Genomic DNA, 20,785 nt, shown 5'->3' with positions numbered 1-20,785 from the left:
AGGAGCGAAACTGTGTCTTTCAGTATCGGATTGAGCGGCCTGCGCGCCGTAAACCAGGAATTGAGTGTCATCAGCAACAACGTGGCCAACGCCAGCACGGCCGGCTTCAAGTCAAGCCGTGCCGAATTTGCCGCCATTTATGGCGGTGGTCAGGCTGGTGGTGTAGAGATGAACAACGTTTCCCAGAACTTCGACCGCAATGGTGACGTGACCCGTACCGGTCGTGGGCTGGATCTGGCGATCTCGGGCAGCGGCTTCTTTGTGCTCAAGGACAGCAACGGCCAGACCTCCTATACCCGGGCAGGTATGTTCCAACGGGATCCTAACAATTACCTGACCACCGCCAGCGGTACCCGGCTGCAAGGCTACACCACCAATGATGCGGGCGAACTGCAGTCCGGCGTGGTGGGAGACATTCAGGTCAAGGCTGGCAGCCTGCCTGCCAAACCATCCGACAAGCTGGAGTTCGTCGCCAACCTCAAGGCCGATGCCGGCGTGATCGACCAGACGGCCCATCCGTTCGACCCAGCCAAGTCGGACAGCTTCAGCTATTCCCAGTCCAGCAAGGTGTATGACTCGCTGGGGGTTGAGCACACCGTCACCCAGTATTTCGTCAAGACGGCCGACAACACCTGGCAGGTCAACTATGCCTTCAATGGCACCAAGACAGGCACACCGGTGACGCTGGAGTTCAACACCAACGGTACCCTGAAGTCTCCGACGACCTCCCCGGTCCTGGACCTGACTCCGCCCGGCGCTGAAAAGATCTCCCTGCAGGTCGATATTGCCCGTGTCAGCCAGTACGCCTCCGATTTCAACGCCACGCGCAACCAGTCAAATGGTTATGCGGCCGGCGATCTGACCGGGGTGCGGGTGGATGCCGATGGTGGTGTCTATGCCACCTTTACCAACGGTCAGAGCCTGTTGCAGGGCCAGGTGGTGATGGCGAACTTCACCAACCCCAACGGTCTGCTGCAAACCAACAACACCACCTGGCAGCAATCGTTCAGCTCTGGCCAGCCGGTATTGGGTGCCCCTGGCACAGGGACCATGGGGTCATTGACCGCAGGGGCTTATGAGGGGTCCAACGTGGATCTGACCGGGGAGCTGGTCAGCCTGATGACTTCTCAGCGCAACTATCAGGCCAACGCCAAGACCATCAGCTCCGCTGACAAGATGACCCAGGTTCTCTTCAACTCCTTCTAAGGCTTGATGCGTGGAAAAGCTTATCTATACCGCCATGTCAGGGGCGCAGCATACCCTGATGGCCCAGCAAATCCGGGCAAACAACCTTGCCAACGTCAACACGGCCGGCTTTCGGGCTGACTTCGAGCGCGTGTCGGCCTATGCCCTGGCCGGTGATGGCTATCCAAGCCGGGTTATGGCCCGTGAGGAGCTGGCCGGTACCGACTTCAAGGCGGGAGCCCTGATGCAGACGGGCCGCAAGCTGGATGTGGCGATCCGCGGTGAAGGCTTTATCACGGTCCAGACCGCTGATGGTAAAGAGGCCTATACCCGAGCCGGCAATCTGGAGAGCGATGCCGATGGTCTGCTGACGCTCAATGGTCGTCCGGTACTGGGGGAAGGCGGGGAAATGGTGCTTCCTGCCTATCGGGATCTGAGTTTTGGCAAGGACGGTTCACTCAGTATCACACCGCCCGGCGGCGGTGCCCGGCTGGATGTGGGTCGTCTCAAGCTGGTGAACCCGGACCCGGCAGAACTGGTCAAGGGGCCGGATGGTCTCTTCCGGTTGCGTCAGGGTGGGGATGCCGAGGCCAGCGAGCAGGTGGTACTGGCGTCCGGCTTTCTGGAAGGGGCGAACGTGAATGCAGTCGACGAGCTGATCAGCAGCATGTCGCTGACCCGCAATTTCGAACTGCAGGTCAAATTGATGAAAACGGCGGACGATCAGGCCCGGCAAGGTGCCCGGTTGATTTCCGGCCAGGGCTGATGAGTGGCGGGCTTGCAGCCCGCCACGGCCAATTCGCATTGAGGGGGCGTTGACGCCCTCATGAATCAGGTGGAGAGACGAAGATGCACGCGGCACTTTGGGTAAGTAAAACCGGTCTGTCGGCGCAAGATGCCAAGATGGCCAGTATTTCCAACAACTTGGCTAACGTAAACACGGTCGGGTTCAAGCGCGATCGGGTTGCTTTTGAAGATCTGTTCTATCAGGTGCAACGCCAGCCCGGGGCCCAGCAGGATCAACAGAACCTGTCTCCCATCGGCATCCAGATGGGTAACGGTGTTCGTGTGGTCGGTACCCAGAAAGTGTTCACTCCCGGTCAGTTCCAGAACACCAACCAGGAGCTGGATATGGCGGTCGTGGGGGCCGGTTTCTTCGGGGTGGAACGCCCTGACGGCGAGACCGCCTATACCCGTAATGGTCAGTGGCATCGCAACGCCGAAGGCCTGCTGGTCAACTCCGATGGCTTGCCCATGCTGCCGCAGATCCAGATCCCGGACAATGCGACCAAGGTGTCCATCGGCACCGACGGAACCGTGAGTGCGACTTTGCCGGGCCAACAGGAAAATGTGGAGCTGGGTCGCATCACCCTGACCAACTTTGCCAACCCTGCCGGCTTGGAAGCACTCGGTGGCAACCTCTATCGAGCGACCGGCGCCTCTGGTGAGGCCATTGAAGGTGTGCCCGGTGAAGAGGCCATGGGGGCCATCAAGCAGTTCACGCTGGAGAGCTCCAACGTCAACGTGGTGGAGGAGATGGTCGACATGATCACCACCCAGCGGGCTTATGAGATGAACGCCAAGGTCGTCTCGTCGGCCGACCAGATGCTCAAGTTCATTACCCAAGCGCTGTGATGATGAAAACGATGTGGCGTTATCTGTGGGTGGCTCTGCTGTTGGGCGGTTGTGCCACCTATGAGCTCAAGGCTCCCGAACCGGGTGAGGAAAAGTGGGCGCCTTCACGCCCCAAGTTGCCCGTCTCGGCCAAGGGAGAAGACGGTAGCCTCTATCGCGGCGACTACATGATGACCCTATTTCAGGATCGTCGAGCCTATCGCATTGGCGATATTCTCACCGTGGTGCTGGAAGAGCGCACCCAGTCGAGCAAGAAAGCCAACACCAGCATGAGCAAGAACAGCAGCATGAACGTGCCGGCACCGACCATAGGTGGCAAGGTGCGTTCTGACTGGGGGCGTCACTCAGCGCGGATCGTGACTTTGATGGTGGGGCGACTTCCAGCCAGCAAAATACCCTGGCTGGCTCGATCACGGTGACGGTGGCCGAAGTGATGCCAAACGGGGTGCTGGGGATCCGCGGCGAGAAGTGGATCCGGCTCAATCAGGGCGATGAGTATATCCGGTTGGGTGGCATGGTGCGGGTTGAGGATATCGACCAGAGCAACCGTATTTCATCTCAGCGCATCGCCGATGCCCGCATCACCTATGCCGGGCGTGGAGCCCTTGCCGACAGCAACCAGATGGGGTGGCTGGGGCGTTTCTTCAGCTCCGCATTCGCCCCCTTTTGAGGTCTTACATGAACAGATGGTTTATCACCCTGCTTTGCCTCTGCCTGCCCTGGTGGGCCAATGCCGCACCCGCCAAGCGGGCTTTGCTGGATATTGCTGATGTGCAGGGGATGCGGACCAACCAGCTGGTGGGCTATGGGTTGGTGGTGGGGTTGTCCGGTACAGGTGACAAGAGTCAGGTCAAGTTCACCGGCCAGTCGATGGCCAACATGCTCAAGCAGTTTGGGGTCCAACTGCCGGATGATATCGATCCCAAGCTCAAGAACGTTGCTGCGGTGTCGGTTCAGGCCAATTTGCCGGCTCTGGCAGGTAAAGGGCAGATGGTGGATGTAACGGTCACCTCGATCGGGGATGCCAAGAGTCTGCGCGGCGGTTCGCTGCTGCTGACGCCACTGCGCGGTATCGATGGGGAAGTGTATGCCGTCGCCCAGGGCAATCTGGTGGTGGCCGGGGTCAAGGCCGAGGGGCAGTCGGGCTCTTCTGTCACCATCAACGTGCCGACCGCAGGGATCATTCCCAATGGCGCCATCATTGAGCGGGAAGTGGCCAGCAATTTTGCCGACAAACCCGAAGTGACGCTCAATCTGCACCAGCCCAACTTCAAGACCGCTCGCAATGTGGAGCGGGAGATCAATCGTCAGTTGGGGCCGGTGGCCAGAGCGGTCAGTGCGGGGCGGATCCAGGTGGCGGCTCCCAAGGACGAGAGCCAGCGGATCTCGTTCATGGCGCTGCTGCAAGACATTCAGGTCGATATGGGCAAGGAGCGCCCCCGGGTCGTCTTCAACAGCCGGACCGGAACCGTGGTCATGGGTCAAGGGGTCAAGGTTCACAAAGCGGCGGTCAGCCATGGTAGTCTGACAGTGACCATTGGCGAGAGCCAGACAGTCAGTCAGCCCAATGCCTTCTCCAATGGGCAGACCACAACGACCCCCAACTCGAAGATCCAGGTGGATCGGGAACGAAACAACATGTTTGTCTGGCCGGATGGCACCTCACTGGAGGTGATCGTCAAGGCAGTCAACTCGCTCGGGGCAACCCCCGATGATGTCATGGCCATCCTACAAGCACTCGATGAGGCTGGTGCCCTCGAGGGAGAGCTGGTGGTCATCTAAGGATCTCTATGACCAGAATAACCTCGGAACCTGGGTTTTATCAGGATCTCAACGAACTGCAGCAGATAAAGAGCAACCCGGATCAGCGTGCCGCACTGGATGCGGCCGCTGGCCAATTCGAAGTGAGCTTTCTGCAAACTGTACTCAAGCACATGCGTTCAGCCTCCGATGCCATGCAGGACGAGGATGACAAGCTCGTCAAGGGCCAGGAGCTCTATCGCGACATGTATGACAGCCAGCTGGCGATGAGCATGGTCAAGCGCGGCGGTATCGGGTTGAAAGAGCAGATGGTCAGCCAATTGGCGCCGACATTAAAGAATGCCGAGTCGGTGGTCGCTTCAGAACAGCAGACCCTGGCTGCCTTCAGTCAGCCTCTGAATTCGGCAAAAATGAGGAAAGTTGACTGATGTCGCTGCTCAATATCGGTTTTAGCGGACTTAACTCGGCCCAGATCGCGTTAAATATCACCGCCCAGAATATCGCCAACGTCAATACCATCGGCTATAGCCGCCAGGAAGCCATGATGGGCAGCCTGTCCGGTTTTGGCCGGCTGGATAATGGCCAGGGGGTAGAGGTAACCGGTGTTCGCAGGATCACGGATGACTATCTGGTCTCCCAACATTGGCGCAGCCGCTCTGCAACCGGCGCTTCTTACTCTTTCCACCAATACATCAATACCACCGAACAGCTGTTGGGCAGCGAGTCGATGAACATCGCCAAGGGGCTGGACAGCTTCTTCGCCTCTCTGAGCGCAGCGTTAGATAGCCCGGAAACGCCGGCTCAGCGCAGCCAGATCGTCAGCTCGGCGGGGGCGCTGGCCAACCGCTTTGGCCAATTGAATGAAAGCATGCTGACCCAGGAGAAGCAGATCGATGATCAGCTCAATAGCACCGTTTCTCAGGTCAACAGCTATCTGAAACAGGTTGCCGAGCTGAACACCCAGATCAGCGAGCAGGCGTCCAAGGGTGTCAATACCTCGGTGCTGGAAGACAGTCGTGAGCAGATCGTACGTGAGCTGTCGACCTTCATGGAGGTCCGGGTCAACCGGCAAAGTGATGGTTCGTTCTCACTGAGCCTGCCTCAGGGCCAGCCGCTGGTGCTGGCCGGCAGCAGCAGTACACTCTCGCTGGCGGGTGACAAGCTCAGTTTGAGCTTCGGTCCGCAATCGTTCGATATTCCCAAGCTGCATGGCGGCAGCCTGGCGGGGGTTATGGAATATCGGACGACAGTTCTGCGTCCGCTGCGCGACGAGCTCAACCAGATCGCGAAAAAACTGGCAGATGATTTCAATGCCAAGCAGGGTGGCGGTGTCGACTTGCATGGTAATCCGGGCAAGCCGCTCTTCACCTATGATCCCCTCAACCCGTCCGGCACTCTGAAGATTGCCGATGGCTTCACTGGCGATGACCTCGCCTTTGCCAAGGCTGGTGGCGGCAGTGGTGATAACCGCAATCTGCAGGAGCTGTTGACCATCAAGGATGATCAATATGATGCCTACAGCGCCTTGCTTGGCCAGATGGCGGTACAAAGTGGCCAGGCCAAGGCCACCATGACGGCTGATGCGAATATGGAGAAACAGCTGGCCACCAAGCTGAGCAGCGTCAGCGGGGTTAACACGGATGAGGAAGGGGTCAAGATCATGGCCTACACCAAGGCGTATCAGGCCAACGCCAAGGTGATCAGCACTTCAGAGCAACTTTTTACCTCCATCCTGAACATGTTCTAACGGAGCGATCATGCGCATCAGTACCAACCAGATTCAACTCAGCATGCTCGACAACCTGCAGCATGGTTTTGGTGAATATGCCCGCCTCGATCGTCAGATCTCCACCAACAAGCGCATTCTGCAACCCTCGGATGACCCGGTGGGGAGTGTGCGTCTGCTCGGTCTGAAGAAAGAGCAGGTGGCCATGGAGCAGTATCAGAAGAACATTGCCAATGCCAAGAGCCAGCTCTCCCAAGGAGAACAGCAGCTGGAAACCATGACCAACATGCTGATGCGGCTGCGCGAGCTGACTCAGACAGCTGCTACGGGCTCATTGTCAGAGGACGATCGCCGGGCGGTCGCCAGTGAGACGGCCGTTATCAAAGATGGGTTGCTCGATCTGGCCAATGCCAGAAATGAGAGTGGCTCCAGCCTCTTTGCGGGCAGCCAGGTTGGCAAGACTGCCATCGTCAAAACCCCGACCGGTGACTATCAGTATCAGGGGGATGCCTTGATCCGCGAGGTCAGCATCGCTAAGGGGGTGACCGTTGGGCTCAATCAGACGGCGGATCAGCTGTTCATCCAGAATGGTGACTTTTTCAAGCAACTCGATGCCGTGGTGGATGCCCTGGAAAATGGTGCGCCGGATGCAGCCGACCAAGCCCGTGACATGCTGGGTCGGAGCAAGACACTGCAGGATGATATCAGCCAGATGGTCAGCACCATTGGTGCCCGCATCAATCTGCTCGATCAGGTGGATGAAGGGCATGCCGAGAAGGGGACCTATAGCAAGGAAGTGAGTAATCAGATAGAGTCCCTCGACTATGCCAGTGCCGTCACCCAGCAGGCCCATGTGCTGATGGCTCTGCAAGTTCAGCAGCAGGCCTTTGCCAAGGTCAATGGGCTGAGCCTGTTCAATTACATGCCATAAGTTCAGCTTCAGGGAGCCATGATGCAGATTCAACAAACCCGTTTGGGCGGCGTGGCCGAAACGCCAGCCCAACCCAGACTGCGCGGGCGTGTGACTGCTCAGAGTGCGTCCCAGCCAACCAGTAAAACGGAGCGCCATCCCAATATTGTCCGGCTGGACCGCTGGGCCCTGATTGGTACGGCGCAGCAGCGGATCGCCCACGCGCAGGGGGGAGAACAGGCGCTGAGCCAGGTCTGGGGTGAATTGAAACGTCTCGAGCAGCAGCTTGGCCAAAACCGTGCCACGAGCGGTGATCTGGTCTCACGCCTCAAGTTGCTGGAAGAGAAGCTGACCCAGCCCCAGGCTCCGCTGACCACAGAGTTGAAGCCCCGCTTGCTGGCGTCAGCAGGGGAGAGCCGGGTAAGTTATGGCTCGGAGCGGCTCGACCTGTTGAGTCCCAAAGCGAGTGCAGAACGCCTGGTTTTTTCCTTCCCGCAGACCAGCAGCGCCGTTGAAGTGATGCTGCCTGCTGGCGCCAATGAGGCGGAGGTGGTTACCCGGCTGGATCGGGCTCTGCGCAAAGAGCACATCCAGGCTCGCTTGAACGAACTGGGCAAGCTGGAACTGACCGTCCCCGAGCTGCATCGACGCAAACTGGATGAACCGGTTCTGCTCAGCGGCGAGGGGATCCGTATCCCGGCCGGCAATCCTGTTCCGGTGCAGTTCAAACCCAAACCTGGGCAGTTGACCCAGCTGGGGGAGGGCATCGACAAGGGGGAGCTCAAGCAGGAACAGCAGCGGCTGAAGCGCCTGTTGGGTGAGATTGAGCAATCTGTCCGTGAGTTGAAACAGTTTCGCCAACGCATGGTCAAGCAGCTTGATCGGGTCAAGGCACGCAGCCAGAACCTCAAGCAGGAAGAGCTTGAGCAGTTGCAGGGCAAGCTCAGCCAGCAACTCAAGGAGGGTGGCTTCATGGGCACCATGGCCGGCCTGCTGGCACAAGCAAATGTCTCCCGCCAGAATGTGGTCGCGTTGCTGACCTGAACATTTTCTTCTCTTTTTTTCATCCCTCTTCTGCAAGTGACATTACCCATATGATCGACTACTTCCCCCAGCATGCAGAGCTCATTGCCCGTCGCTGGCCTGCCGTTTTGGCGTGCCTGCAAGCACAGGACGTCAACAGTATTCCTGCCGAGCTGGTAGAAGGGCTCAGCTCCACCCTGGCCATCAACGGCATTCAACTGACCAGTCGTCATGACAGGATGCAGGAGGCCGAACGGATTGTGGCCATGTCTTCGGCAAAGGCTCCGGAGCTGAACCTCTATGGGACGGGTCTTGGTGACGTACCGCGGGTACTGTTGAGGCGCAAGCGTCTGCGCCGGCTGAATGTGAAGATCATGAATGCCTCGATCTTTGCTCTGGTCTTGCATTTGACGGAACAACTGGACTGGCTTTCTGACCCCAGGGTGAACCTGTTGCTTGCTCAAGAAAATGAGCTGGTCATGTCCCCTTTCCTTTTCCTCACTTCGGAATTGGAATTGGCGGATGAATCTGCCGCCAAGATCAGGGATAGAGTCCTTATCCAGAGTCGGCTTGAGGCAATCAATGAACAATTCGGGCAGGACTGGGTATCAGAGCGCCTGGCTGGCAATCTTGACCTATTGCGCGAAGATGCTGATGTGGCGCAGTTATTTGGCACAGCCAAAGGGCGGAATGCTTATGTAGTGGCTACAGGGCCGACGCTGGCTCATCATCTGAGTGCATTGAAAGCGGTTTATGAGCGACCTGAGCGTCCTCTTTTCATCTGTGTCGACACGGCTCTACGCCCTCTGATGGCCCAAGGAATTAAACCCGATATTGTTGTGACCATAGATCGGCATATTCACCTCGGTATCCTGGATCCTCAGTACTCTTCCCATGTTGCTCTTGTCTATATCCCCATGGTGGACAACAAGGTGTTGTCACAATGGCAAGGCCCGCGTTATGGCGCTTATGAGGTACTGGATACCTATGCCAGCCTGCAGAAAAAATTGCGGCGGGCATCCCTCTTTACCGGGGGGAGCGTTATTCACCCTGCCACAGACCTAGCGGTCAGGATGGGGGCCCACAACATTACGCTGTTTGGGGCCGATTTCTCCTTTCCTGAAGGCCGGACTCACACCGGATGGCAGGATGGTGAACTGGGTAGTGATGCCCGTTATGGCCGCAGAACAGTACCCAATGGACATGGTCAACCGGTGAAAACACTACTCAGCTTCTGCATCTATCTGAATGGCTTGGAAGTTTATATTCAACGCCATCCCGAGGTGAATTTCATGAATAGCAGCCGGGACGGGGCCCGTATTCTGGGAACCAGTTACCATGAGGAGTTTGCCGGATGATCGATGTGGTCAGTTTCAAAGTTGGGGCAGATGCTCTGGCCGCCTTGTTGCGTGAAGGAAAGGATGAAGAGGCCTGCTTCGAATGCGGACGGATGCTGCAATTGCTGACGCCGCTGATGACGAATCTACCGGTCGAGCTGCAATCAACGTTGCTGCTTCTGGCAAGGCAGTTGCTGCAATGTCAGGAACGTCATGATTGGGTTGGACTGTCTGACTACCTGGAGTTCGAACTTCCGGTCTTGCTGGATGATATTGATCGCGCCTTGCGCTGATCGTCACTGCGATTATTCCTACGGGGCTGGCACTTTGTCAGCCCCACTCTTCTGCCGCTGAGCATGCCCTTCTCAGGTATAAAAAGAAAAATCCCTCTCTTTTGTTCAATTTTTTCCAACCCGTGGTCGTCCTTCTATTTTGTCTACCTAACAAGCTGCAGTGCAGCGCCTAAATCGAGGAAATAACCATGGGCTTGTCCATTCATACCAACTTTGCTTCCATGACCACCCAGAACCAGCTGAACTCCACCAACAAGATGCTGGGTACCGCCATGCAGCGTCTGGGTACCGGTCTGCGTATCAACTCTGCTGCCGACGATGCTGCCGGTCTGCAAATCGCCACCCGTCTGCAGGCTCAGTCCAACGGTCAAAAAGTGGGTATGCGCAACGCTCAGGATGCCATCTCCATGATCCAGACCGCTGAAGGCGCCATGGACGAGATGACCAACATCACCCAGCGTATGAAAGATCTGGCTACCCAGGCAGCCAACGGTACCAACAGCGATAAAGACATCGCCGCCATGGACGCCGAATTCAAGGAGCTGGGTAAAGAGCTGGGCAACATCCGTGACAACACCACTTTCGGCGGCACTGCCTTGCTGAAATCCTCTGGTAAATTCGAGGCCGGTGCGGTTTCCTTCCAGATTGGTGCCAGCGCTACCGAGAAGCTGGACTTGAATGCATCCACCAAGTGAAAGCGGTCAACACTGCCATCACCAGCGCCGCCGCCGTGACTCTGAGCTCCACCAATGCGACTGCCCAGATCACTGCTATGGACGGCATGCTGGAGAAGATCGGTGAAGCCCGCTCCACTTTCGGTGCCAACATCAATCGTCTGGAGCACACCGTCAACAACCTTTCCAACATGAAAGAGAACACCGACATGGCGAATGGTCGCATCATGGATGCCGACTTCGCTCAGGAAAGCACCAACATGACCAAGAACCAGATGCTGATGCAGGCTGGCATGTCCGTGCTGTCCAACTCCAACCAGATGACCGGCATGGTAACTGGTCTGCTGCGTTAATGAATCGCATGGCCGCTCCTGTGGGGCGGCCCTTGTCTGACAAGGGTTGTCGGTTGGAAAGAGTCGAGGCGGCTTTTTCCAACAGGCATGCCAGTTGAGTGAAATGAAGAGGGATTAAGATGCAAATAGATCCGGCCGCTACGGCGATGCAGCTAGTCGCTATCGAGCGAAAAAATATGGACGCGTTGCTGAAGAAGCAGATGGATGGCATCAAGGGTCAACAGAGTGCGATCAGCACCCTCAATACCAAGCTGTCGACCTTCCAGACCATGCTCAAGGATCTCAACAAGGCGTCCAATTTACAGGCACAGAAGGCGACAATGTCCCAGGACGGGGTCATGACAGTGACGAGCAACGGCAAGGCCAGCTCGGGACAGTACAACTTCTTTGTGGAGCAACTGGCCCAGTCCCATCAGGTCGGTCTCAGTCTGGGTAGTGAAACGGCTCCCCTGCCTGCGGATGGAGTCTTCTCGCTCACCGTCAAGGGAAAGACTATCGACATCGATCTGGCTACCTTGCCAGCAGGGTCAACCGTCAAGGATCTGGTCTCCAAAATCAACGATGCCAAGGATAATCCCGGCGTCAAGGCGACGTTGGTCCGCACCGACGGCAAGGTCAACATGGTGCTGACCAGCAAGGACAGCGGGCTGGAGAATGCCATCTCTGTCAACTACAGCGGAGATGCGACCAATTCGCTTGGGGCCGCGATAAGCGGCAAAACGGACATTACCAAAGCCCAGGATGCCAGGTTGCGGATGGGGGGGACAACCCGTTGACCATCACCTCCGCCAGCAACAAGATAGAAAACGTGGTTGATGGTCTGACACTGCAGCTGACCAAGGCCCAGAAGAGCGGTGATGCCCCCTTGCTGGTCAACATCGAGCAAGACAAGGAGGCGGTGACCGGCTCGCTCAAAAAGTTTGTCGACAGCTATAACGAGTTGGTCGATGAGCTGGCCAAGATGACGTCCAGTGATCCCAAGGCTCCCGGTGCTCTCTCTTCCGACAGCGGGGTGCGCAGCCTCAAGAGCGTGCTCTCCAACAGTGTGCGCGACCTGCCCAATGGCCTGAGCCTCAGCAGTCTGGGTATCAAGACTGACAAGGCCGGCAAGCTCTCCTTCAGCGAGACCGATTTCAACAAGGCGTTGGACAAGGACCCCGAGCTGCTTGGCAAGGCATTGCTGGGCGATGATGGCCTGCTCAAACGCATGAGTGATGCACTCGATCCTTATACCAAGCGTGATGGCGCACTCAAGGGTCGCAAGACGGGTCTTGAGGCGAGCGAGAAACGCATCAAAGAACGTATGGATGCGCTGGATCGCCGCATGGACTCCGCGTATAAGCGCTATCTCAATCAATTCAGCACCATGAATCAAATGTTGCAGACCATGGGTGCTCTCTAAACCGGCACGCTTCCTGCTGTCTGTGGCATCTTATCCGGAACAAGCGAGTTGTACATGTTTGAAGATCAAGATGGCTACGATGCCTACCAATTCGCCGCTACCCAGGCCAAGGCGGCGAGTGCGGACCCACATCAGCTAGTGCTGATGTTGATGGATGGGCTGCTCGATGAAATGGCCCGGGCGGAAGGCCATATTCTGGCCAAGCAGTTTGAGCGCAAAGGGCAAGCTATCAACAAATGCCTGCAGATCCTGGGTGGACTGGACAGTGCACTGGACATGGAGAAGGGCGGGGAGCTTGCTGTCAACCTGCATCGTCTCTATGACTATTGTGGTCAGCGCCTATTTGAAATCAGCGTGTCGAACGATGTGGCCGGGTTCGCCGAAGTGCGTCGCATCCTTTTGGAGCTGAAGGAAGGTTGGGAAGCAATGGCGCGTCATCCTCGCTGATGCGGAAGTGATGCTTCCTTCCTCCCCCGGCCTGATCCCTGACCATTCTCCTGAATTCCTGTATTTCTCAGCTGGCCTGCTCCTTGCTAGCAGGCAAGGTCATTTTCATTGGGGGCCATCACCATGTCGGTAACCGGAACTAAGCAACTTACTGCAGAGCATGAGACTCGCCAGCGCCAGCTACTGGGGTTGGGACGCCTGATATTGCAGCAGGCCCGTGCCGGTCAGTGGGATGCAGTTCGTTTGGCTGATAGCCGATTGTCCCAGTTCATTCAGCATATGCAAGGGCAGCCAGAATTATGGGCCGCCATGCAACCTGCTAGGGATCAGGTGCGATCCTGGCAGCAGGAGGCCCTGCTGCTTTGCCAGCAAGAGACGGCCTTGCGTAAGCGGGAGTGGCAGGAGTTGTCCCAGAAGCGGGAAGGGCTGCAAGCCTATGGTGAGGTACAGGAATGGGCATGATTCAATTCCCAGGCCTTGATGGCTTGGCTGCGCTTGATTCCGCAGGATTCAGTCGTCTTTCCCGACAGCCTGATGGCCAGGGCGACACATACCAACCGCTGGACCTGCCATTCATGGAAGAGCTGGTGGCATTGCCTTTGCCAGCTGAAACCATCGACGAGGAAGAGCCGGATGTGACTGATGAGCAGCGAGATGATGCCACAGAGCAGTTGGATTCTTTCAGCAACCTGCCCCCCGTTTTCCTCTTGACCGATGATGCTGCGAGACTATCGATGCTGCGCCAGGCACAACCTGTAGCCGCAACGGCTGGTGAAGGGGTTGAGGCTGCCCGACCTGACGGATCGTCAGCTGTCTCGGCGGTATTGCGTTCACTGTCTGTCTATGGTCGTTCTGATTACAACAAGGTAGCAGGGGAGACGGCGGGTCTTCAGAGTGAAAATCGGGTGTTCGTCTCCAGTACGGATGTATCCAACCGCATGGGCACACAGCCTGCTGGGCAGACAATGGACCCGGTATTGCGTGACAAGGTGATTGCCAATGTACAGCCCCTGCTTGCGAGCGACGGTGCCGGTGAACGTGAATCCACCTTCGCCGATGTGAAAGGTGTGCTCAGCAATCTGGCGCCTGTGGCAGCCCCCAAATCAGCCGAGTATCAATGGGCTCCTGTGAAGTTGGCCGACAACCCCGCTCAGTGGGGACAGCAGCTGATGGTTGTGCTGAAAGACAAGGTGGAGCTTCAGGTCAACCAGCAGATCAAGCAGGCCCATATCCGCCTTGACCCCCCCGAACTGGGTCGACTCGAGTTGACTGTGCGTCTTGAGGGGGATCGCCTCAATGTTCAGCTCAACGTAACCAATCCTGCGGTGCGCGAGGCATTGATCCAGTCGATGGAACGCTTGCGGATGAGCCTGGCTCCCCATCATGCGGGGGGAGTCGAAGTCAACGTGGGGCAGGGTGGTGAGCAAGAGCGGCAGGGTAAGTGGCAACAACAGCAGATCATGGCCGGACGACGTCAATGGCAGGAAGAGTTCGAGCCTGCCGATGGTAGTGGACGTGACTGGCTGAACACCCTGGTTTGATTTTTATTATCCGGCAATAGCAAGAGTGATTTCATATTATGCGGCGAGTGGTTAAGTGGTTGATGATGGGCGTAATGGCTCTGTGCTTGCTGGCCGTGCTGGCCTATGGGGCCTATCTGAAGCGAGATCTGGTTGCCGTCTGGCTGGGATTGGCTGAGCCAAAACCCGAGCTCAGCGCCACTCCGCTGTTCAAGCCGATGGAGCGCTTTGTCATCAGCTTGGAAGGGGGTGTTGAGTCCCATTATCTCGTGCTCGAGTTGGCTTTGGTGACCCACAATCCGGCACAGCTCAATTCGCTCAATGAGCTGACACCATTGATCCGCAATGCCATGGTGCAGTATTTCAGTCACCGTACCCACGATGATGTGAAGAAAGAGCTGCAGAACATCACTGCACTGCAAAGTTCTCTACTGGGCAAGCTGGTCACCACGTTGCAGAGTTACGGTTACAAGACCTATCTGGATGAGGTGTTGATCACCAAAGTGCTGGTGCAGTAACGCATATATGACCGATGTCGACTGGGATACCCCGCACGAGTTCAGTGTTTCTCCTCCCCGTACGGGCGAACAGGCCATCCTGACCCGATATTTGCCGCTGGTGAAGCGAGCTGCCAGTCACTTGCGCAGTCAGGTGTCGGCTTGCTTCGATCAGGAGGATATGGAACAGGTTGGCATGATGGGGCTTCTGGAAGCCTGGCGCCGATACGACAGCGAGCCGGATGCCCAGTTTGAGAGTTATGCCTTCAAGCGGATCCGTGGGGCCATGCTGGATGAGCTTCGCCGCCTGGATTGGCGGCCGCGCCAGCTGCGGCAGCAAGTACACAGTCATAATCAGGCCCAGCGCGAATTGCACAACCGATTGGGAAGACCTCCATCAGAGCAGGAGTTGGCCACGGTATTGGAGTGCTCCATCGAGGAAGTGCGTCAACTGGCCTACGCCAGTCAGGCTGAAGCACTGCATAGCCTGGAGGAGTGGCTGGAGAACGGTGGCAAGGCGCCAGCTACCGAATCCGATGATGTCGATATGGCGATGACCATCAGCAAGGTGCTGACCTCGCTGGACAAGCGTGAGCAGCTGCTGCTCTCCCTCTACTATCAGCAAGAACTGAACATGAAAGAGATTGCCCTGGTGCTGGGGCTGACGGAGTCTCGGGTTTGTCAGTTGCACAAGCAGTGTGTCCTTCAGCTCAAGCAGCGTTTGGTCGACTCCATTTATTAACGCTTCACCATCCCTGGTGAGGATCCTTGAATTCTGCGGGAGCGTTCATGCAAAAACAGATAGGCCTTGGCGTCATTTTCATATGTGTGCTGGGTGGTTTCATGATGGCGGGTGGCAAGCCCATTGCCTTGTGGCAGCCTGCCGAGCTGATCATCATCATCGGGGCTGCGGTGGGCTCCATGTTCCTGGGCAATTCAAAGGAAGTGATGCATGAGATGTGGCGGCAGATGAAGTTGTGCTTCAAATCCAACAAGGATGAAAAAGAGATCTATCGCGAGCTGCTGACTCTGATGCATCAATTGCTGGAGGAGACGCGCAACAAGGGCATGAAGGCGCTGGATGAGCACATTGAGAACCCGCAGCAGAGTTCGGTGTTTCTGATGTATCCCCAGATATCGGAAGATCCTCAGTTGCTCGGTTTCATTATCGACAACTTGCGTTTGCTGGGCATGGGCAAGATCACGCCGCATGAGCTGGATACTGTGCTGGAACAGGAGATCATGGCCATCGAGGAAGATATGCTCAAGCCGGCGCACGCACTGCACAAGACCGGGGAAGCTTGTCCCGGTTTCGGTATTTTGGCAGCCGTGATGGGGATCATCATCACCATGCAGCAACTGGACGGCCCGCTGAGCAATATCGGTGTACATGTCGCCGCAGCGCTGGTAGGCACTTTCATCGGTATCTTCCTCTGTTACTGCCTGCTTGAGCCCATCAGCAATGCCATGGAAGAGATGGTCAAACGGCGAATTGGGCTGCTGATGTGCATCAAGTCCATTCTGATCGCCCAGTTGCGCGGCAAAACCCCGCTGATCTCAGTTGACTCGGGCCGCAAGATGTTGGAGCCCGATGTGAAACCCAGCTTCCTTGAACTGGAAGATTGGGTGACCAACAGGGCCATGTAATGCGCAATCACGAACAGATCATCATCAAACGCCAGCAACGGCGTAATAGTGCGCCCAAGGGGGCGGGGCCTGGAAAGTTGCCTTTGCTGATTTTACCCTGGCGATGATGGCATTTTTCATGGTGCTCTGGATCCTAGCTGTTTCCAGCCAGGAGGAGCGTGAAGTCGTTGCCAGCCGCTTGCGTGATTACAGCATCATGGACAGCGAGGCCAATCCATTCGATATCAGAAATAGCCCCTATCCGGTTGATCTGGGTGGTAATCCTTCTGTATTGGAAGAACTCAGTCCCAAGTTCGTTGAGCAAGGACAGAGGATGCCGAGGCACATGGAGCGGGACCGCAGTATTTTTTCTGATGGTGCCAGCGGTGGTTATGAAAGCCTGTTGGTCGGAAAAATTGAAGGCGAAGCACAGATGAAGCAGCTGGCCGGTTTCATTGGCTCGCTGGCTGAGCAGATGCAGGCCAAAAATAATCTGGAGTTACAGCTGGTCCCGCAGGGTCTGCGGATCCTCATTCGTGATGATGATGAGCGGGAGATGTACAGCCGTGGCAGTGCTCGCATCAGCCCTTTCTTCAGACATATGCTAATGGCGCTGGCTCCGATTTTTCAACGCGTCGAAAATCGAGTCATGATTTCGGGTCATACCGACAGTACTCCTTTCGCGGGGGATAATTACAGTAACTGGGAGCTGTCATCCGATCGCGCCATGATGGCAAGGCGGGTACTGCTGGCCGGTGGCATGCCTCCGGAACGAGTCGGGCAGGTCGTCGCCATGTCGGATACCATGCTGGAGAATACGGCTGACCCACGTGGTAGCCAGAATCGCCGGATTGAGCTGCTGGTGATGACCAGTCAGGCAGAAAAGAATCTGGAACAACTGTTTAGCGCACAAACGCAAGCCGCCGTGAAGCAGGCCAAGGACGAAACTTCCCATGGACAACCTTGAAGTAGCGCTGTCGGAACCGAGCGAGTTCAATGATCCCCGCCGCAAGGTACCCCGCTGGTATCTACACGATGGTACTACCCCCTTGGAATCACAAAGCTGCGGCATTGCCGCGCGGCTGATGGTCTCTGGTTTGCTGTTTGACAAGAGCATCGGCAGGGCAGTGATCAAGGATATTGGACCGGGAGGCGTTGGTTTTCTGGCTCCTGCCCGTTTCATCTTGCCCGAGACTGTCAGTTTGTCTCTCTCCCCCCGGATTGTGCTCGATTGCCGTATAACCCATCGACGAGCCATCGGGCAATATCTCAGTTTCTATGGTGCCCGCTGGTCAGTACCTGAGTCAGTCGATCTCTCACCGGTACTCAGCCACTGGCGTCACTGTTTCATGGCAACAGGGGTGGGCGCCTCGTGTCCAGCCCCAGTGGATCCTGTAACGCATCCAGCTTGATCTTACCCCGACTCATATCCAATCCTCTTGCCGCTTGCAGCAACAAGGGGTCATGCAAGCTTTCCAGTGATACTGCCTTGCGAAACACAACTTTGCTGTTTTGGTGTGTCGGGGCAGGAGAGCCTCCCCGGCTGTAGACGATGGGACAGTTGATGATGCCAGGAGCATCGGGAAGCTGCCACGCCGGATTCCAGCGGCTTGCTTCATTCATCGCTATCCCCTTTGTCATGGCCCACTGCAACAGGGAGCAACTGCCAGGATGCATGGCTACCTGAATATTTTCTCCTGCTTGCCAGGGGGGCAGGGTGAGCTGGTGTTGTTCTGCTCGATCAAGCAATTGGGCGAGCGCGATAAAGCGAGCCACATAGAGGCGTGTTTCCGAGGGTAACTGCAGCTCCCATACATTGCGCGTACCTGCATTGAGCACAGCTTTTAGTACTCGGCCCTCCCCCGCGTTATAGGCCGCCAGCGCCAGTAACCAGTCCTGCCCAAAGAATTGATGAAGCCAGCTGAGATAGGAAAGCGCAGCATCGGTCGCAAGGGGCAAGGAGTAGCGGCCATCAAAGCTTGGCATCATGGGAATGGAGAAGCGTGCGGCTGTGTCCGGCATCAACTGCCAGGGACCTGCGGCTCCCGCTGTCGATACCACATCCAGCCGATAACTGCTCTCAATCAGTGGCAAAAAGGCCAGCATACTGGGCAACTTGCGAGCGCTAACCTGTTGTTCCACCCAACGGATCATTGGCTGGGATTGCGCCAGTCGTCTTTGCAGGTGATCTCGTTGCTTCAACAGAAACTGGGTTTGCTGAGTGACTAGGTCAGCTCCTTTTCCTTGTATTGGGGTAGGAAAACCAGCCTGCCAATGATAGTTATGATAGGAATAACAATAAGGCGGACTCATTAGCAGTACGCTAACTAGCCAGCGGATAGCTCGAGTCATGATACGGGGGAAAGACAAGCAGCGCTAAAAAATAAAAACATGATGTATCTCAACAGTTTTCGATAGTTTTTGTCGACTGTTCATGTGGAATCCAGGATGTGATAAGCATGATAGCACGAGTAAAAAAGACCCCAAAAGCGGGCAAGGCGATCCAGAAATTTCTACTGTATTTGATTCTCGCCAATTTTGTATTGATGGGACTTTATGTCGTGCATGCCGGAGAGCTGGCATTTGGTACCAATATCCTGCTGACGTTCCTGCTGATTATCTACAATCTGCTGCTTTGCCAGCTGGTCTGTCTACGGGCTCGGCGTGCCGGGGATGGCTACATCATTTATCCCGTGGTCGGTGTTAGCATCATCTTGTGTGCCGTGGTGTTGTTCCGTTTCATTATTTCTCCCTGACAGAGTCGGCATTCAGCCCGGCAGCTAATTAATCGATACACCTCTTGCTCAAATAACTTGTGGAAAATCAACTCATTTAATCCTCGCTGCTGAAACGCTGCGTCAATATGTTCCCCATGCCCGAGATCCTCGCTTGAAAAGCCCTCAGCACGTCCTTAAACTTCAAGGTGGGGAAAAGTGGATCAAAGTGGTTTTTATCGGGCGGTTTGCCCCCTTTAACTCATTTTCAGGGACTGCAATTTGTTGCGTGGTGCGCATGCCATCAGCCTCGACAGCAAGGGGCGATTGGCGATTCCGACCAAGTACCGTGATTGGCTGCGCGACGAAAGCGAGGGCCAGCTGGTCTGCACCATCGATATTGCCCATCCCTGCCTGCTGCTTTACCCCCTGAACGAATGGGAAGAGATCGAGCGCAAGCTCAAGACGCTCTCCAGCATGAATCCCCTTGAGCGCCGCCTGCAGCGGTTGTTGCTCGGGCATGCGACCGAATGCGAGCTGGACGGTAATGGCCGTCTGCTGCTCAGTCAGCCACTGCGCAGCCATGCAGGGCTGGACAAGAAGATCATGCTGGTGGGCCAGCTCAACAAGTTTGAGCTGTGGGATGAAGCCCGCTGGCAACAACAGGTCAATGATGACATTCAGGGCCTGCCCGAAGACGACTGGGCAAGCTCGCCACGACTACAGGATTTCTCTTTATAAATGACCCAAGCCGCTGAACACATCACAGTGCTGCTGCACGAAGCCGTTGAAGGGCTGGCCATCAAGCCGGACGGCATCTACGTCGACGGTACGTTTGGCCGGGGTGGTCACTCTCGTCTCATTCTCCAGCAGCTTGGCCCCAATGGTCGGCTGATCGCCATCGATCGGGATCCCCAGGCCATTGCCGAAGCGGCCAAGATCCAGGATCCACGTTTCGAAATCGTGCACGGCCCCTTCTCCGGCATTGCCTCCTATCTGGATGAACGCGGCCTGCTGGGCAAGGTAGACGGTTTCCTGCTGGATCTGGGGGTCTCTTCTCCCCAGCTGGACGATGCCGAGCGCGGTTTCAGCTTCATGAAGGACGGTCCGCTCGACATGCGGATGGACCCCACCTCCGGTCAGAGCGCCGCCGAATGGCTGGCTCGCGCCGATGTGGACGACATCGCCTGGGTACTGAAGACCTTTGGCGAGGAGCGTTTCGCCAAGAAGATTGCTCGTGCCATCGTGCACGATCGGGTGACCGAGCCCTATGTGCGCACCCGCCAACTGGCGGAGATGATTGCCCGGGTCAATCCGAGCAAGGAGAAGGGCAAGCACGCCGCTACCCGCAGCTTCCAGGCCATCCGCATCTACATCAACAGCGAGCTGGACGAGATCGAAACCGCGCTCAACGGTGCGCTGGAAGTATTGGCACCACATGGCCGTCTGTCAGTGATCAGCTTCCACTCGCTGGAAGATCGGCTGGTGAAGCATTTCATTCGCAAGCATGAGAAAGGCCCGGAAGTGCCGCATGGCATTCCGTTGACCGAGGCCCAGCTGGCCGGCGGTCGTAAATTGAAGTCGGTCGGCAAGGCACTCAAGCCTTCCGAGCACGAAGTGAGCGAAAACAGCCGGTCCCGCAGCTCGGTGCTGCGGGTCGCCCAGCGGCTGGCGGAGTAAGC

Annotated in this window: 20 protein-coding genes and 4 pseudogenes; 23 read left to right on the top strand and 1 reads right to left on the bottom strand. The window is 56.6% G+C overall.

Going from position 1 to position 20,785, the window contains the following annotated elements:
• The first annotated feature begins 12 nt into the window (after positions 1-12).
• The 20 genes and pseudogenes from flgEL to lafU all read left to right on the top strand — a co-directional run bounded on the left by flgEL (position 13) and on the right by lafU (position 17,356).
• A complete protein-coding gene (flgEL, locus tag ACPDZI_RS19520; RefSeq protein WP_029304693.1) occupies positions 13-1,206 on the top strand; it encodes a lateral flagellar hook protein FlgEL in 1,194 nt (397 codons plus the stop codon).
• A 10-nt stretch (positions 1,207-1,216) separates the two neighbouring features.
• Complete coding sequence (gene lfgF, locus ACPDZI_RS19515; protein ID WP_017409405.1) at positions 1,217-1,951, top strand: lateral flagellar basal-body rod protein LfgF; 735 nt, start codon at positions 1,217-1,219, stop codon at positions 1,949-1,951.
• An 83-nt stretch (positions 1,952-2,034) separates the two neighbouring features.
• Positions 2,035-2,820, top strand: coding sequence for a lateral flagellar basal-body rod protein LfgG (gene lfgG / locus ACPDZI_RS19510; protein WP_017409406.1), 786 nt, complete (start codon positions 2,035-2,037; stop codon positions 2,818-2,820).
• Positions 2,820-3,490, top strand: a pseudogene (flgH, locus tag ACPDZI_RS19505) (flagellar basal body L-ring protein FlgH). The gene lfgG and the pseudogene flgH overlap by 1 nt, the downstream one beginning before the upstream one ends.
• An 8-nt stretch (positions 3,491-3,498) precedes the next feature.
• Positions 3,499-4,602: a lateral flagellar basal body P-ring FlgIL gene (fgIL, locus tag ACPDZI_RS19500; RefSeq protein WP_331414190.1), complete on the top strand. Its 1,104-nt coding sequence runs from the start codon at positions 3,499-3,501 to the stop codon at positions 4,600-4,602.
• Positions 4,603-4,610: 8 nt separating this feature from the next.
• Positions 4,611-5,009, top strand: coding sequence for a rod-binding protein (locus tag ACPDZI_RS19495; protein ID WP_331414189.1), 399 nt, complete (start codon positions 4,611-4,613; stop codon positions 5,007-5,009).
• Entirely contained in the window at positions 5,009-6,328 is a 1,320-nt protein-coding gene (gene lfgK, locus ACPDZI_RS19490) for a lateral flagellar hook-associated protein LfgK (protein ID WP_438833641.1), read from the top strand. Before ACPDZI_RS19495 ends, lfgK begins: the two co-directional genes overlap by 1 nt.
• Before the next feature lie 10 nt (positions 6,329-6,338).
• The gene (gene lfgL / locus ACPDZI_RS19485; RefSeq protein ID WP_039213947.1) at positions 6,339-7,238 is read left to right on the top strand and encodes a lateral flagellar hook-associated protein LfgL; all 900 of its coding nucleotides are present in this window, start codon (positions 6,339-6,341) and stop codon (positions 7,236-7,238) included.
• A 21-nt stretch (positions 7,239-7,259) separates the two neighbouring features.
• Positions 7,260-8,261, top strand: coding sequence for a hypothetical protein (locus tag ACPDZI_RS19480; RefSeq protein WP_331414188.1), 1,002 nt, complete (start codon positions 7,260-7,262; stop codon positions 8,259-8,261).
• A gap of 50 nt (positions 8,262-8,311) precedes the next feature.
• Positions 8,312-9,598 carry a motility associated factor glycosyltransferase family protein gene (locus ACPDZI_RS19475; RefSeq protein ID WP_042864846.1) on the top strand — a complete coding sequence of 429 codons (1,287 nt, stop codon included), beginning with the start codon at positions 8,312-8,314 and terminating at the stop codon, positions 9,596-9,598.
• On the top strand, positions 9,595-9,870 hold the full coding sequence (locus tag ACPDZI_RS19470) for a hypothetical protein (RefSeq protein ID WP_207137491.1): 276 nt from the start codon (positions 9,595-9,597) through the stop codon (positions 9,868-9,870). The genes ACPDZI_RS19475 and ACPDZI_RS19470 overlap by 4 nt, the downstream gene beginning before the upstream one ends.
• A 188-nt stretch (positions 9,871-10,058) precedes the next feature.
• Positions 10,059-10,897, top strand: a pseudogene (lafA, locus tag ACPDZI_RS19465) (lateral flagellin LafA).
• Between the two features lie 119 nt (positions 10,898-11,016).
• Positions 11,017-12,299 (top strand): annotated as a pseudogene (lafB, locus tag ACPDZI_RS19460) (lateral flagellar capping protein LafB).
• Positions 12,300-12,353: 54 nt separating this feature from the next.
• The gene (gene lafC / locus ACPDZI_RS19455) at positions 12,354-12,746 is read left to right on the top strand and encodes a lateral flagellar export chaperone LafC (protein WP_026141638.1); all 393 of its coding nucleotides are present in this window, start codon (positions 12,354-12,356) and stop codon (positions 12,744-12,746) included.
• A 309-nt stretch (positions 12,747-13,055) separates the two neighbouring features.
• On the top strand, positions 13,056-13,208 hold the full coding sequence (locus ACPDZI_RS19450) for a hypothetical protein (protein ID WP_227290564.1): 153 nt from the start codon (positions 13,056-13,058) through the stop codon (positions 13,206-13,208).
• Entirely contained in the window at positions 13,199-14,287 is a 1,089-nt protein-coding gene (gene lafE / locus ACPDZI_RS19445) for a lateral flagellar hook-length control protein LafE (RefSeq protein ID WP_331414185.1), read from the top strand. The genes ACPDZI_RS19450 and lafE overlap by 10 nt, the downstream gene beginning before the upstream one ends.
• Before the next feature lie 38 nt (positions 14,288-14,325).
• Positions 14,326-14,784, top strand: coding sequence for a lateral flagellar basal body-associated protein LafF (lafF, locus tag ACPDZI_RS19440; protein ID WP_039213955.1), 459 nt, complete (start codon positions 14,326-14,328; stop codon positions 14,782-14,784).
• Positions 14,785-14,791: 7 nt separating this feature from the next.
• On the top strand, positions 14,792-15,505 hold the full coding sequence (gene lafS / locus ACPDZI_RS19435) for a lateral flagellar system RNA polymerase sigma factor LafS (protein ID WP_438377608.1): 714 nt from the start codon (positions 14,792-14,794) through the stop codon (positions 15,503-15,505).
• 47 nt (positions 15,506-15,552) lie between these two features.
• A complete protein-coding gene (gene lafT / locus ACPDZI_RS19430; protein WP_017409423.1) occupies positions 15,553-16,410 on the top strand; it encodes a lateral flagellar motor stator protein LafT in 858 nt (285 codons plus the stop codon).
• Positions 16,410-17,356: pseudogene (lafU, locus tag ACPDZI_RS19425) on the top strand (lateral flagellar motor protein LafU). Before lafT ends, lafU begins: the two are co-directional and overlap by 1 nt.
• Positions 17,357-17,736: 380 nt before the next feature.
• On the opposite strand, the gene ACPDZI_RS19420 reads toward lafU, so the two are convergent.
• A complete protein-coding gene (locus tag ACPDZI_RS19420; RefSeq protein ID WP_438833640.1) occupies positions 17,737-18,591 on the bottom strand; it encodes a lytic transglycosylase domain-containing protein in 855 nt (284 codons plus the stop codon).
• 257 nt (positions 18,592-18,848) lie between these two features.
• Between ACPDZI_RS19420 and ACPDZI_RS19415 the strand changes: the two genes are divergently transcribed.
• From ACPDZI_RS19415 to rsmH, 3 genes are all read left to right on the top strand, one after another.
• On the top strand, positions 18,849-19,145 hold the full coding sequence (locus ACPDZI_RS19415; protein WP_017409426.1) for a hypothetical protein: 297 nt from the start codon (positions 18,849-18,851) through the stop codon (positions 19,143-19,145).
• 240 nt (positions 19,146-19,385) lie between these two features.
• Positions 19,386-19,844 (top strand): division/cell wall cluster transcriptional repressor MraZ, encoded by a 459-nt coding sequence (mraZ, locus tag ACPDZI_RS19410; protein ID WP_005305730.1) that lies wholly within the window; start codon positions 19,386-19,388, stop codon positions 19,842-19,844.
• A complete protein-coding gene (rsmH, locus tag ACPDZI_RS19405; protein ID WP_076361986.1) occupies positions 19,845-20,783 on the top strand; it encodes a 16S rRNA (cytosine(1402)-N(4))-methyltransferase RsmH in 939 nt (312 codons plus the stop codon). It begins immediately after the preceding gene.
• The last annotated feature ends 2 nt before the right edge of the window (positions 20,784-20,785 follow it).

Origin of the sequence: Aeromonas oralensis (assembly GCF_049665575.1) — a bacterium.
Classification (GTDB): Bacteria; Pseudomonadota; Gammaproteobacteria; order Enterobacterales; family Aeromonadaceae; genus Aeromonas; species Aeromonas hydrophila.
The sequence above is the reverse complement of the archived record's forward strand: the minus strand, read 5'-3'. Positions and strand labels throughout refer to the sequence as shown.

Coding starts and splice junctions, on each gene's coding strand:
- lfgL (WP_039213947.1), top strand. CDS start 6,339: ATGCGCATCAGTACCAACCAGATTCAACTCAGCATGCTCGACAACCTG.
- ACPDZI_RS19470 (WP_207137491.1), top strand. CDS start 9,595: ATGATCGATGTGGTCAGTTTCAAAGTTGGGGCAGATGCTCTGGCCGCC.
- lafS (WP_438377608.1), top strand. CDS start 14,792: ATGACCGATGTCGACTGGGATACCCCGCACGAGTTCAGTGTTTCTCCT.
- ACPDZI_RS19480 (WP_331414188.1), top strand. CDS start 7,260: ATGCAGATTCAACAAACCCGTTTGGGCGGCGTGGCCGAAACGCCAGCC.
- lafC (WP_026141638.1), top strand. CDS start 12,354: ATGTTTGAAGATCAAGATGGCTACGATGCCTACCAATTCGCCGCTACC.
- lafF (WP_039213955.1), top strand. CDS start 14,326: ATGCGGCGAGTGGTTAAGTGGTTGATGATGGGCGTAATGGCTCTGTGC.
- rsmH (WP_076361986.1), top strand. CDS start 19,845: ATGACCCAAGCCGCTGAACACATCACAGTGCTGCTGCACGAAGCCGTT.
- lfgK (WP_438833641.1), top strand. CDS start 5,009: ATGTCGCTGCTCAATATCGGTTTTAGCGGACTTAACTCGGCCCAGATC.
- lafT (WP_017409423.1), top strand. CDS start 15,553: ATGCAAAAACAGATAGGCCTTGGCGTCATTTTCATATGTGTGCTGGGT.
- ACPDZI_RS19450 (WP_227290564.1), top strand. CDS start 13,056: ATGCAACCTGCTAGGGATCAGGTGCGATCCTGGCAGCAGGAGGCCCTG.
- ACPDZI_RS19415 (WP_017409426.1), top strand. CDS start 18,849: ATGATAGCACGAGTAAAAAAGACCCCAAAAGCGGGCAAGGCGATCCAG.
- lafE (WP_331414185.1), top strand. CDS start 13,199: ATGGGCATGATTCAATTCCCAGGCCTTGATGGCTTGGCTGCGCTTGAT.
- lfgG (WP_017409406.1), top strand. CDS start 2,035: ATGCACGCGGCACTTTGGGTAAGTAAAACCGGTCTGTCGGCGCAAGAT.
- ACPDZI_RS19475 (WP_042864846.1), top strand. CDS start 8,312: ATGATCGACTACTTCCCCCAGCATGCAGAGCTCATTGCCCGTCGCTGG.
- fgIL (WP_331414190.1), top strand. CDS start 3,499: ATGAACAGATGGTTTATCACCCTGCTTTGCCTCTGCCTGCCCTGGTGG.
- ACPDZI_RS19495 (WP_331414189.1), top strand. CDS start 4,611: ATGACCAGAATAACCTCGGAACCTGGGTTTTATCAGGATCTCAACGAA.